This is a genomic window from Nostoc sp. GT001 (assembly GCF_030382115.1).
In the GTDB taxonomy this organism is placed as follows: domain Bacteria; phylum Cyanobacteriota; class Cyanobacteriia; order Cyanobacteriales; family Nostocaceae; genus Nostoc.
In genome coordinates this window covers 705,199-717,331 of sequence record NZ_JAUDRJ010000003.1, presented here as the reverse complement: position 1 = coordinate 717,331, position 12,133 = coordinate 705,199, and the positions used below count along the sequence as shown (strand labels likewise).

General features: G+C 42.7%; 12 protein-coding genes. 6 read left to right on the top strand and 6 right to left on the bottom strand.

Features of this window, described 5'->3' with window-relative positions:
* Positions 1–70: 70 nt before the first annotated feature.
* From QUD05_RS05980 to dtd, 3 genes are all read right to left on the bottom strand, one after another.
* Positions 71–574: a MogA/MoaB family molybdenum cofactor biosynthesis protein gene (locus QUD05_RS05980; RefSeq protein WP_502911382.1), complete on the bottom strand. Its 504-nt coding sequence runs from the start codon at positions 572–574 to the stop codon at positions 71–73.
* A gap of 162 nt (positions 575–736) precedes the next feature.
* The gene (gene psb28 / locus QUD05_RS05975; RefSeq protein WP_194042354.1) at positions 737–1,078 is read right to left on the bottom strand and encodes a photosystem II reaction center protein Psb28; all 342 of its coding nucleotides are present in this window, start codon (positions 1,076–1,078) and stop codon (positions 737–739) included.
* 104 nt (positions 1,079–1,182) lie between these two features.
* Positions 1,183–1,635, bottom strand: coding sequence for a D-aminoacyl-tRNA deacylase (gene dtd / locus QUD05_RS05970; RefSeq protein ID WP_289795283.1), 453 nt, complete (start codon positions 1,633–1,635; stop codon positions 1,183–1,185).
* Between the two features lie 107 nt (positions 1,636–1,742).
* On the opposite strand from dtd, the gene QUD05_RS05965 reads away from it, so the two are divergent.
* The gene (locus QUD05_RS05965; protein WP_289795282.1) at positions 1,743–2,513 is read left to right on the top strand and encodes an Rpn family recombination-promoting nuclease/putative transposase; all 771 of its coding nucleotides are present in this window, start codon (positions 1,743–1,745) and stop codon (positions 2,511–2,513) included.
* 164 nt (positions 2,514–2,677) lie between these two features.
* Here the strand turns inward: QUD05_RS05965 and QUD05_RS05960 are convergent, their stop codons facing one another.
* Positions 2,678–3,820 (bottom strand): CobW family GTP-binding protein, encoded by a 1,143-nt coding sequence (locus QUD05_RS05960; protein WP_289795281.1) that lies wholly within the window; start codon positions 3,818–3,820, stop codon positions 2,678–2,680.
* 137 nt (positions 3,821–3,957) lie between these two features.
* On the opposite strand from QUD05_RS05960, the gene cysS reads away from it, so the two are divergent.
* From cysS to QUD05_RS05945, 3 genes are all read left to right on the top strand, one after another.
* Positions 3,958–5,403, top strand: a complete 1,446-nt coding sequence (gene cysS, locus QUD05_RS05955; protein ID WP_289795280.1) for a cysteine--tRNA ligase — start codon at positions 3,958–3,960, stop codon at positions 5,401–5,403.
* A gap of 120 nt (positions 5,404–5,523) precedes the next feature.
* A complete protein-coding gene (locus QUD05_RS05950) occupies positions 5,524–6,963 on the top strand; it encodes a TldD/PmbA family protein (RefSeq protein ID WP_289795279.1) in 1,440 nt (479 codons plus the stop codon).
* 246 nt (positions 6,964–7,209) lie between these two features.
* Positions 7,210–8,556: a TldD/PmbA family protein gene (locus QUD05_RS05945; protein ID WP_289795278.1), complete on the top strand. Its 1,347-nt coding sequence runs from the start codon at positions 7,210–7,212 to the stop codon at positions 8,554–8,556.
* 112 nt (positions 8,557–8,668) lie between these two features.
* Here QUD05_RS05945 and QUD05_RS05940 read toward each other — a convergent pair whose 3' ends face one another.
* Both QUD05_RS05940 and coaD read right to left on the bottom strand, forming a co-directional pair.
* Complete coding sequence (locus tag QUD05_RS05940) at positions 8,669–9,337, bottom strand: F0F1 ATP synthase subunit B family protein (protein WP_289795277.1); 669 nt, start codon at positions 9,335–9,337, stop codon at positions 8,669–8,671.
* Complete coding sequence (gene coaD / locus QUD05_RS05935; protein ID WP_094349553.1) at positions 9,247–9,798, bottom strand: pantetheine-phosphate adenylyltransferase; 552 nt, start codon at positions 9,796–9,798, stop codon at positions 9,247–9,249. The genes QUD05_RS05940 and coaD overlap by 91 nt, the downstream gene beginning before the upstream one ends.
* A gap of 295 nt (positions 9,799–10,093) precedes the next feature.
* Here coaD and lgt point away from each other — a divergent pair, with 295 nt between their 5' ends.
* Both lgt and cobM read left to right on the top strand, forming a co-directional pair.
* Entirely contained in the window at positions 10,094–10,969 is an 876-nt protein-coding gene (gene lgt / locus QUD05_RS05930; RefSeq protein ID WP_289795276.1) for a prolipoprotein diacylglyceryl transferase, read from the top strand.
* Positions 10,970–11,194: 225 nt separating this feature from the next.
* Positions 11,195–12,019, top strand: a complete 825-nt coding sequence (gene cobM, locus QUD05_RS05925) for a precorrin-4 C(11)-methyltransferase (protein ID WP_289795275.1) — start codon at positions 11,195–11,197, stop codon at positions 12,017–12,019.
* The last annotated feature ends 114 nt before the right edge of the window (positions 12,020–12,133 follow it).

The window sequence follows — 12,133 nt, the reverse complement described above, 5'->3', positions numbered from 1 at the left end:
GATGATTTCAGTACATCATGCCTTATTTTTACAAAATTTATCATGGTAACTATCTGAACTCCTGCTCATTTCAACTCTTACAAACCTGACTTACCAAGTGAGTGAGTTCGGGTAAAATGAGTTTTTCCATCGCCAGTCGCACAGCATTACTGGAACCTGGAAGCGAGAAGATTAATTTATCTTGATAAACACCAGCAACGGCACGAGAAGCGATCGCCCGCGAACCAATTTCTTGATAACTTAAAAAACGAAATAATTCACCAAATCCCGGCAAAGTTTTCTCCAGTAACTTCTCAATGGCATCGTAGGTAGTATCTCTTGGTGCAATACCTGTACCACCATTGATAATTACAGCATCCAAATTTGAGCTTTTACCCAGATTTTCTATCTGCCCTTGAATTTGTGTTGCTTCATCTTTGATAATCGTGTAGGCTCCGACAGCATGGTTAGCACCAAGGAGTAACTGCTGAATTAGCTGACCACTTTTGTCTGTTTCTAAAGTGCGTGTATCGCTGACAGTAACTACAGCACAAGTTACTAGAACTCCAGGCGAGTCTGGGTGGGGTCGTGGCATTATATGTCACTAATGAACTTTTAATAATGGATAATTGGGCATGGTAAATGGCGCATTGACAATTACCGATGCCCCATGTTCTATGACGCCAGTTGCTTCAACGGATAGCCCAGCGTTAGCGAGTACTCGATCGTCGGGAACCTCCGCAATGCACTGGCTCCCCTATGCCTCGTTTTTGCTCAGTCCCAGATCGTTTTCTTCGGCATAACGCTCCATGAACCGCATAAAGCGCTCCCATTCTTGGGCAGATTTCATTACGTAAAGTGCTTCTAATTCTTCCGGTTTCCCGTTAATAAATTTAGCTTTAACTTCACGGGTAATTATCTCGCCTTCTTCGTCAATCAAGTACATCCCGGTAATATCTTCGGTAGTACCTTGATCTAAAATTTTCGGATTTGTAAAAATAAACGTCGCTGTACCACTGTCTCCAGTGCGCGATCGCGTCAAGCGCACATCTGGAGTTACCTCTTCGTCAAGACCTCTAGAAAACTGGATTTTCGCCATGATGAATGAATTTAAACTTTGGTAATGGTTAATTTAATATTCTCTCATCAATTAGAACACCACGGTCTAGAGGCTACTGTTATTCATTTTTTTGGTATATATACTTAAATTGCTTCTTTTTCAAGTAACAAAGTTACAGGTCCATCGTTTTCAATTGCAACTTGCATCATTGCACCAAATTTACCTGTTTCTACCTGCAATCCACTAGCTCTTAACTTAGCAACAAAACTATTATACAAATCTTCTGCCGATTGGGGAGCGGCTGAACGGTCAAAAGAAGGACGGCGACCTTTGCGACAGTCACCGTAAAGCGTAAACTGACTAACTACTAACAAATCGCCACCTATTTCTTGTATAGATTTTTGCCATCGGTCGTCTCCTTCTTCGTCAGGAAACAACCGCAATTCTAAGCACTTACGCACCATCCAGTCAATTTCAACACCAGTGTCGTTATTCGCAATACCCACGAGTAAATTTAGCCCCCGCCCAATTTTGCCGACAATTTCACCATTAACTGTAACTTGAGATGATTTGACTCGCTGAATAACAACGCGCATTTTAATCTAAAGGTTTATTAACGTTTCAATTTTAGAGCGATTGCATTCTTAAACTGCAAACTAAATATAGAAAGAATGAGCGCTTACCATCTGAATAAAATCTCTTAATGTTCGATAACGTTTGTAAGTTCCTTGCTGAAACTTTCTCCAGTGACTTTGCCACTTGGCTGTTAGGAGAATCTATCAACCTGACTGAATTAAGTCCTTCTGAACTTTCTCTTGAACCAATCCGTGCCGATGCGCTGATATTGCTTCAATCCGATAAAGTTGTGCTGCATTTGGAGTTCCAAACCCAGCCCAATGCTGATATTCCCTTTCGGATGATTGATTATCGGTTGCGAGTGCATCGCCGCTTTAAAAATAAGCGAATGCGTCAAGTCGTGATTTATCTGCAACAAACCACATTCACTTTGGAAGAAAACTCTCATAGGTTCGAGGTAATTCGTCTTTGGGAGCAACCAACAAGTGTATTTTTGGAGCATCCAGGATTATTACCATTTGCAGTGTTAAGTCAGACAAATGATCGCACTGCTACATTACAACAAGTTGCTCAGGAAATTTCAGAAATTACCAATCAACGTATCCAGAATAATGTTGCAGCCTCAGCGTTCATTCTGGCTGGGCTAGTATTAGAGAAGGAGATAATTCAGCAATTGCTGCGGAGGGAACTTATGCAGGAGTCAGTAACTTATCAAGCTATCCTTGCTGAGGGTTTAGCCGAAGGTCGGGCGGAAGGTCTTGCTCAAGGAGTACGGCGTGTAGCGATAAATTTGCTCAAAGAGGGAATCTCAGTGGAAATAGTTGCAAAAGTGACGGGGTTAACCGTAGAGCAGGTGCAGCAGTTGGGAAATGAAGAAGATGGTAATGCAGGAGAGTGAGGAAGCGATGTCTACGACGGGCTGCGCCTACGCTATTTTCTCATTTTCCATTGCTCAAAATCGATGGCAGAGCCATTAAGAATACATTCCCAGGTTCCACCTGGGAACGAGTATTAAACTTTTAACTCTTGTACAGACGGGATTAATCGCCTCTCTCCTAACTTTTATTTGCCAAAACCTTTACCGCGAGAGGTTGAAGGTAGACAAATGCAGTTTTCGAGTTGACTAATTAAAGCCTCACGATCTAAATTTTGACCAATCAGCACTAGCTGATTTTTCAATTTACCTTTCCATTCATCATCATCCAAGGTAAAGCGTTTACCGCAAAGGTGGAAAATATGACGCTTCGGACTTTCATCAAACCACATAATCCCCTTGGCTCGGAAGATATTTGAGGATAGCTGGTTATCTAAGAAATACTGAAACTTCTTAATAGAAAAAGGCTTGTCACTTTGGAAAGAGATGGAAGTAAAACCATCATTTTCTAAATGGTCAGAATGATGGTGATGATCGTGATGATCGTGGTCATGGTCGTGATGATCGTGACCGCACGTTGAATGATCGTGGTCATGGTCGTGATGATCGTGACCGCATGTTGAGTGATCGTGATCATCATGACCATGATGATCGTGTTCATCCACCACTGTGTCAAAATATTTATCTGACTCAAACAGACCAACACTCAAAATTAAAGGAAGTGGCACTTGCGATCGCGTAGCACGAATAATTCTTGCTCCTTCCTTAACTTCGTTGATTTTTCTTTCCAACTCATTCAAAGTGGCTTCATCAACTAAATCAGTCTTGTTCAGCACAATGACATCGCCATAGGCAATCTGGCTATATGCTGCTTCAGAGTTAAATAAATCTAGGCTGTAATTCGCCGCATCTACTACGGTAATAATCGAATCCAAGCGGGTTAAATCCCGCAACTCTGTGCCCAAGAATGTTAACGCTACTGGTAGCGGATCTGCTAATCCAGTTGTTTCTACTACTAGATAATCTAGATTTTCTTGGCGTTCTAAAACTTTGTAAACTGCATCTACTAAATCATTATTAATAGTGCAGCAGATACAACCATTACTTAGCTCCACCATGTTCTCACCAGTGGAAACAATTAGCTCGTTGTCGATGCCAATTTCACCAAATTCATTCACTAGAACAGCGGTTTTTAAACCCTGTTGGTTGTTGAGGATATGATTAAGTAAAGTCGTCTTGCCACTACCGAGGAAACCCGTAATGATTGTTACTGGCATTCCTTGTTTGGGCGTATCCATTGCGGAAGAGTCGGGTGTAACTGCTGATTGCATAGCGCTGTTATCAAATAGTCAAAAAATAGTAATGTAGCGCAGATAGTCCAGAAAACACTAGCATAGGGATGCTGGACTGTCATCCCAGCTGCCTTACCCTATTATTACGTATCTCCTTATTTCAGCATTACTCTGTTATGACCCTAACCCTTTACAATACCCTCACCCGTCGTCAAGAACCGTTTGAAACAGTCGAACCAGGCAAGGTTAAGATGTATTACTGCGGCGTGACGGTATACGACTACTGCCATTTGGGTCATGCGAGAGCTTGCATTGTTTGGGACGTAGTACGCCGATATCTCCAGTTTATCGGTTATGAAGTCCGATATATCCAAAATTTTACTGATATTGATGACAAGATTCTAAATCGATCGCGGCAAGAACATTCATCAATGGAAGCTGTAGCCGATCGCTTTATCAAAGCATATTTTGAGGATATGGCGCGATTGGGAATCAAAGAAGCTGATGAATATCCCCGTGCTACCCATACGATGAATGGCATTCAGAGGTTAATTCATGAGTTGGAAAATAAAGGTTTTGCTTACCCTGCTGACGGCGATGTGTATTATGCAGTACGGCAGTTTGCTGAGTATGGCAAGCTTTCGGGACGCAAGTTAGAAGATATGCAAGCCGGGAAAAGCGAGCGCGTTAACGTAGAAGATCCAGAGTACCAGAAAAAGAAAGACCCCTTTGATTTTGCCTTGTGGAAGGCAGCAAAACCGGGAGAACCCGCTTGGGAATCACCTTGGGGCGCAGGTCGTCCAGGGTGGCATATAGAATGCTCGGCAATGGTACGCGATCGCTTGGGTGATACGATCGATATTCATGCTGGTGGTGCTGACTTAATTTTTCCCCACCACGAAAACGAAATTGCCCAATCTGAGGCTGTAACAGGAAAACCTCTAGCAAATTACTGGTTACATAACGGCATGGTGAAGGTAGATGGTGAAAAAATGTCCAAATCTTTGGGCAACTTTACCACTATTCGAGACTTGCTGGATCGAGGAGTTGACCCGATGGCAGTGCGGTTATTCGTGCTAACTGCTCAATATCGCACACCCATAGATTTTACCGACGAAGCGATCGCCGCAGCAACCAACGGTTGGCACACCATTAAGGAAGGTTTACTGTTCGGCTACCAATACGGTAAACAACTAGGTTGGGGAGTGGGAACCGCTTCACTGCTAGCTGAAACTGTTGAACGCTTTCAAGAAACTGTGAATAACGACTTTAATTTTCCTGGTGGATTAACAGTGCTGTTTGAACTAGCGAAAGAACTGCGCCGTGAGGGAAATATTATTGTGCATGAAGGGAAAACCGAAACATCAGCAGAGGAGTTACAACTTCAATGGCAAACTCTCGTCACATTAGCTGGAGTTTTGGGTTTAGAAGCCGAGATAGAAGCCGAAACTCAAACAAGTAATGGTTTAAGCGATGGGGAAATTGAGGCGAAAATTCAGCAAAGGCAAGAAGCACGTCAAGCCAAGAATTTTGCCGAAAGCGATCGCATTCGTGACGAACTCCAGGCACAAAGTATTACGCTAATTGATAACCGTGATGGCACACGCTGGCACCGGAATTAGAGAGAGTGCGGAGTGGGGAAGAAGCAAGGGAGCAGGGAGCAGAATTTCCCCTCTGCACCCTGCCCCCGCCCCTCTGCCTCTTTTCAATGCCCAATGCCCCATTCCTTATTCCCCTAAATTATGTGGTCTGAACTTAGAAAAGCGATCGCTAGTTTCGATATACCCGCTGATTGGATTGGTATTAGAGCCGTAAAGGAGACTTCTACTAACCGTTTAGTCCGTGACGCCTTACCCCAACTAAACGGCAAATCCTTCACTGTCGGAGCCATGCTGGAAGTTTTGGTTAATGGCTGTCTGGGTTATGCAGCTACTAACTCTCTAGAACTGTCTTCCCTGCAAACCGCTGCCCAAACAGCCTACAAACAGGCACTAGCAGCCAGTGAATGGTGGATACATCCTTTCCGTGAAAGTGAGCGCCCTAAAGTCGTTGGTGAATATAAATCTCCATTTCTTGAGCCATTGGATGCTCTGAGTCCAGGGGAAATCAACGATTTACTGGTTCGTATTTGCCAAACGCTCAAAGTTGACGACAAAATTGTGCAAACCATAGCCAGTGCCAGCACCACTGAGAGAGAATCTTGGTTTGTTAGCAGCAACGGCTCAGAAGTTTATCAAAAAGTTCTATCTATAGGCACTCATTATGGAGCCACTGCCCAAGATGGAGCAGTTGTACAGCAGCGCAGCAACAACGGCTCCCAAGCAAACTGTTACCAAGGCGGACTCGAACTGTTAAAACAAGAAAACTTATGGCATCGGGTGCGGCAAATAGGTGAACAAGCAATAGAACTCTTGACAGCAGAAGAATGCCCAACCACCCGTACCAATTTAGTTTTAGCCCCAGATCAAATGATGCTGCAAATCCATGAAAGTGTTGGGCATCCCCTAGAAATTGACCGAATTTTGGGAGATGAGCGTAATTATGCTGGGGGCAGCTTTGTTAATAAAAGCGATTTTGGCAACCTAGTATATGGTTCGCCATTAATGAACATTACCTTTAATCCTACCGTGCCTGGTGAATTTTCTAGCTACGGCTTTGATGATACTGGTGCTGTAGCGACACGGGAGTATTTGGTTAAAGAAGGTGTACTGCAACGGGGTTTAGGCAGTCTAGAGAGTCAAGCAAGAGCAGGTGTAGCAGGAGTTGCCTGTGCCCGTGCTTCCTCATGGAATCGACCAGCGATCGATCGCATGGGTAACTTGAATTTAGAGCCTTTAAACGGCACTTTTGAAGACATTATTGGCGAGATAGAACACGGCGTTTACATGGAATCTAACCGTTCTTGGTCAATTGACGATCGCCGCTACAAATTTCAATTTGGTTGTGAGTACGCTAAATTAATTGAAAACGGTAAACTTACCAAAACTCTTCGTAATCCCAACTACCGCGCCACAACACCAGAGTTTTGGCATAGTTTAATTAAAGTCGGAGATGCCACAAACTGGCAAATGTATGGTACTCCTTATTGTGGTAAAGGAGAACCAAATCAGGCCATTTGGGTAGGACACGGTTCACCTGTCTGTGTATTTGCTAATGTCGAAGTTTTTGGTGGAGGAACTTGAAAAATACAATAGTTAGGAGTTGGTAGTTAGGAGTTAGGAATTTTCAATTAAGTAGGTAGGCATAATTAAACATCAAATAAAATTCTAGCTCGTAGTGAGCGATTCATCGCTCAAAAAGGATTATCAGGACTAAAGTCCTTACTACAAACTTTAATTGATTTACGCCTAGCTACTTATAAAAATTCTTTTAACTCCTAACTCCTAACTCCTAACTTTCTCCCTATTCCCTATTAATATTTAATATCTATGAAAATTGAGGAATTATCTGCGTTAGAAGTCAGCTTTAATCGACTGATTGAAAATCTGCTGATTAAAAAAGCAGAAGATGAACAATTCACTGTGAGACTTAGTAGTGAAATAAGTCAATTTACTCGTTTTAATCATGCGAAAGTGCGACAAACTGGTTGTGTTGCTGATGGTTGGATAGAACTGACTTTGATGCAAAATCAGCGCAACAGTGTTCGGCAGTTTCCCTTTACTGGAAATTGGGAGGTAGACTGGCAGTTAGCATATACTGCTTTGCAAGAACTACGTGACGAACTTATTTTACTACCCGTCGATCCATATCTGGTTTTGCCATCAGGAAATAATATCAGTCGAGAAATACATTCTGGAAATTTATTAGAGGCTGAAGCAGTAGTCCCAACTGTACTAGAACTAGTTGCTGAATTGGACTTTACAGGGATATACGCAGGGGGAGTGGTAATTAAGGCTTATGGTGATTCTAGCGGTCAAAAACACTGGTTTGCGACTGATTCTTTTACCTTAGATTATTCTCTATTTTCTCCATCTGGACAAGCAGTTAAGGGCACGTTTGCCGGGAGTGATTGGGATGAATCTAAATATATAGCCAAAATTAACGAAGCTAAAAAACAACTAGAATTGCTGGCTCACCCAACAAAAGAACTGCCACGGGGACAGTACAAAACTTATTTTGCACCTGCTGCTGTTGCAGATTTATTATTGATGCTTTCTTGGGGAGCGGTAAGCGAAGCTGATATCCAACAAGGAAACAGTGCTTTAGCTGCTTTATCACGTCAAGAAAAACAACTTTCTCTAAGATTTAATTTAAAAGAAAATTTTCAGCGGGGATTAGTGCCGCGATTTAATGAATTGGGAGAAATGGCAGCACCGGAGTTACCTGTAATAGAAAAAGGATATTTGGTAAATACTTTAGTGAATTCTCGCACTGCTAAGGAATATCAAAAAACTGCCAACGGTGCTAATGGTTCAGAGACTTTACGAGCGCCAGAAGTGAGTCCGGGAAATTTAGTATTTGAGCAGATTATTCCGAGTTTAGATACAGGATTATATGTATCAAATTTGCATTACTTGAATTGGAGCGATCGCCACACTGGTAGAATCACAGGTATGACCCGCTATGCTTGTTTTTGGGTAGAAAATGGAGAAATTATCGCACCAATTGAGAACTTACGTTTTGATGAAAGTCTCTATCGCTTCTGGGGAGAAAATCTAATAGATTTAACTACTTTTCAAGAATTTATTCCTGAAGTAGGTACTTATGAAAGTCGCCAGCTAGGAGGTAGTTTAGTTCCCGGTATGCTGGTAGAAGATTTTACATATACTCTGTAATCATGTGCTGATTAGTAGGTAGATTCCCTAAAATTACTCCTTCATGAAAATTGTTGGGTTAAGCAATAGCGAAACCCAACCGATAATTTTTCCTCATCTCTGGTTATAACCTCTATCTTTTTTTACCTGGAGGTGAATTACGCTGGGTGAGGTTATCAATTTGCAATTGTTGTCGTCCGTTGGTGATAACTCGCAACATCTCTTTGAGATCCTGCTCGATATTTCCCAAAATGCCATCGGCATAAGCATCGGCACCATCTTCAATTTCTTGAGCATGAGCGATCGCATTTTGTCGCATCAGCTCTAACTCTTGCTGACAAGCATACCGCTTGCGGTCAATCTCGGCGAGGGTTTCTTGCATTATTCCCTCACACTCTTGTTGCACTTGTCGCCGCAGTCGTTCAGCTTCCTGTTCAGCCTGGTGAATAATATCGCTTTCAGCTAAAATTTGCGCTCTTTTTGCTTGTGCAGCCTCAACAACCTGCTGTCCATACTCTTCCGCTTCTAACAGAATTTCGTTCTTTTGGTCAAGAACTGCTGCTGCTTCTTGAAAAAGTGATGGTAAAGCCAGCCGGATGTAATCAAGCTGATCTAGCAACTTTTCTTCATCTATGAGTGTGCGTCCCGTTAGCGGAATCCTGAGACTAGAGAGAACCATTTCCTCTAGGCGGTTGAGTTCCTGCTGAATATCTATGCTTCCCTCTCCACCGAGATATTCTTGAGGGGGGGGATTGCTTCCGTTGAGATTGGGTTCAACATTGGAGATTTCTGATTGTAGCATTGGTATATATCTAGGGCAATGTGTGGGGGAACGAGATGATCGATAGAGCCACCAAACCTTGCAATCTCTTTTACCACACTACTACTTAAAAAACTATACTCATTTGAGGTTGCGAGAAAAACTGTTTCTATTTGGGTAGAAAGAGTTTTATTGGTGTGAGCCATTTGCAGTTCCACTTCAAAATCTGACACAGCCCGTAAACCCCGGATCAAAACTTGTGCTTGTTGCATTTGAGCATAATTGACGGTAAGACCATCAAAGCTGTCTACTTTTACATTAGGTAGATGTTCTGTAGAAAGACGGATCTGATCTAGCCGTTGCTCCACACTAAAAAGTGGCATCTTGTTAGGGTTCCGTAGTACAGCGACAATCACCTGCTCAAACAGCCGACTACTGCGCTGGATGAGATCGAGGTGTCCCAAGGTGATGGGGTCGAAGCTACCAGGATAAATAGCAATCACAATTTTAAATATATCAAAGTTGTTTAGGTGATTATATCGAAACCATTTTGTGTAACTTACTCAAATCTACCATCTTGCGCTCTCGGTAAGGATGGTAAACTCAATTGTTTTAGTGGCACAAGTTATGCTCAACTAGGCGTTAGGAACTAGACTCCTAAATATGAATACTGAATTTTTACTTACGTCTCCACAATGTTGTGGAAGATTCAAGTGTAGTTACAGTATTCGAGACACAAGAAACTCCGTACTTAGCAAAGTGCGCGGGTAGTTAACAAACTTTTCTAGGTAATTTTTCATGGTACTGGATCTTTCCACCTTACCTTTGGCGTTTCAATTTACTTCTCCAGGGCCGATTTTGCTGAAAATAGGGCCACTAACTATCCGTTGGTATGGCTTATTGATTGCCACAGCAGTGTTAATTGGCGTCATCCTTTCCCAGAATTTGGCAAAGCGCCGCAATGTTAATCCTGAGTTGTTAGGTGATTTGTTCTTTTGGTTGTTGATTGGGGCAATTCCTGGCGCACGGCTATATTACGTTTTCTTTGAGTGGTCCAAATATGCTTCAACTCCAGAAAAAATCTTTGCGATCTGGGAAGGAGGTATTGCCATTCATGGAGCGATTCTTGGTGGCGTTGTGGCTGCGTTAATCTTTGCCAAAATCAAGCAGGTTTCTTTCTGGCAACTGGCAGATTTAGTAGCACCTTCGCTGATTTTAGGACAGGCGATCGGACGTTGGGGTAATTTCTTTAATTCTGAAGCTTTTGGCGATCCTACTAATTTACCCTGGAAACTCTATATTCCAGCAGACCATCGTCCTTTAGACTATGTTAATTTCGATTACTTTCATCCCACCTTCCTCTACGAATCTCTATGGGATTTAATGGTGTTTACGCTACTAATAACGTTGTTTTTCCGGTCTTTAGTAGGTAAACCGCGCCTGAAGGTAGGCACCCTGTTTTTAGTTTACTGGCCAGCTTATAGCTTAGGACGCTTGTGGATTGAAGGCTTTCGCACTGATAGCTTGATGCTGGGGCCATTACGGATGGCACAAGTAGTTAGTAGTCTAGGAATTCTATTGGGATTAGTTGGATTAGCTTGGCTTTACTTACTCAAACGCCCTTTACCCGATGTAGTTCCTACTGCTAAGGGAAATGGGGAGATGAGGGGATGAGGGAGCAGGGGAGGCAGGGGGAGCAGGGGGAGCAGGGGAAGCAGAGGAAGAAAGAATAGTAACTAATGCCCAATGCCCAATTCCCGATATCCAAAAATAAAAAATGCCCCAGAGTATTCTCTAGGGCTTAACCAGGGTGCATCTACCATTACTCTCTACTAGGGAAAGAGGGTGAATCCGGAAAGATACTGAGAAAATATCAAAAAAGTTTTTTGAGGGATTGCCGTGTGTTCTTCTAAAAGTGAATATACAGAAAACCTGAGTTATAAAAAAACGCTATATGCAATAGAACCATCTGTGTACATTGTCGGAGCAGGCTCTGGAGATCCTGATTTATTAACGGTAAAAGCGCAGAAGCTACTAGCTGTTGCTGATGTGATTTTATTTGCTGATTCTTTGGTACCCGAACAGATTTTAGAACTTTGCCGAAAAGATGCGGAGATCATTAAAACTGCGAATCAGACTTTAGAAGAGATTTTGGCGGTCATGATTGATAGGGTGCGATCGCAGCACAAATCTCTAGTCCGTCTTCATTCTGGCGATCCTAGTCTCTACAGCGCTATCCACGAGCAAATGCACCTCCTCGCAGAGGCAAATATTCCTTTTGAAGTAATACCTGGTATCAGCGCCTTTCAAGCCGCTGCTGCCAAACTCAAACTAGAATTGACTGTCCCTGGTTTAGTCCAAACCATCATTTTGACTCGCATCAGCGGACGTACAGAAGTCCCCGTCGCCGAAGAATTAGCCACTCTTGCAGCACATCAGGCTAGCCTCTGCCTATATTTAAGTGCGCGTCACGTCGAAAATGCCCAAGCTAAATTACTCGAACACTATCCAGCCGAAACCCTGATTGCGATTTGCTTTCGCATCGGCTGGCCTGATGAAAAAATCAGGGTTGTCCCTCTGAATCAAATGGCAGATTGCACTCATCAAGAAAAACTAATTCGCACTACACTTTATATAATCAGTCCAGCACTCTCGACAACAACAGGGCGATCGCGTTTATATCATCCCGAACATAATCACCTATTTCGCTCATCTCATAACTAAATAGTGGGCATTGGGCATGGATTATTCTCCTCATATCCCTTGTCTCCCTCATTTTCCTTGTGTCCCCATTCCCTCATTTACTCTGCGTTTCGGTAAACTTAACAGTGTAATAAA

Excerpts from the sequence above, each read along its gene's own strand:
- QUD05_RS05980 (WP_502911382.1), bottom strand. The coding sequence starts at position 574 with ATGCCACGACCCCACCCAGACTCGCCTGGAGTTCTAGTAACTTGTGCT.
- psb28 (WP_194042354.1), bottom strand. The coding sequence starts at position 1,078 with ATGGCGAAAATCCAGTTTTCTAGAGGTCTTGACGAAGAGGTAACTCCA.
- dtd (WP_289795283.1), bottom strand. The coding sequence starts at position 1,635 with ATGCGCGTTGTTATTCAGCGAGTCAAATCATCTCAAGTTACAGTTAAT.
- QUD05_RS05965 (WP_289795282.1), top strand. The coding sequence starts at position 1,743 with ATGTTCGATAACGTTTGTAAGTTCCTTGCTGAAACTTTCTCCAGTGAC.
- QUD05_RS05960 (WP_289795281.1), bottom strand. The coding sequence starts at position 3,820 with ATGCAATCAGCAGTTACACCCGACTCTTCCGCAATGGATACGCCCAAA.
- cysS (WP_289795280.1), top strand. The coding sequence starts at position 3,958 with ATGACCCTAACCCTTTACAATACCCTCACCCGTCGTCAAGAACCGTTT.
- QUD05_RS05950 (WP_289795279.1), top strand. The coding sequence starts at position 5,524 with ATGTGGTCTGAACTTAGAAAAGCGATCGCTAGTTTCGATATACCCGCT.
- QUD05_RS05945 (WP_289795278.1), top strand. The coding sequence starts at position 7,210 with ATGAAAATTGAGGAATTATCTGCGTTAGAAGTCAGCTTTAATCGACTG.
- QUD05_RS05940 (WP_289795277.1), bottom strand. The coding sequence starts at position 9,337 with ATGCTACAATCAGAAATCTCCAATGTTGAACCCAATCTCAACGGAAGC.
- lgt (WP_289795276.1), top strand. The coding sequence starts at position 10,094 with ATGGTACTGGATCTTTCCACCTTACCTTTGGCGTTTCAATTTACTTCT.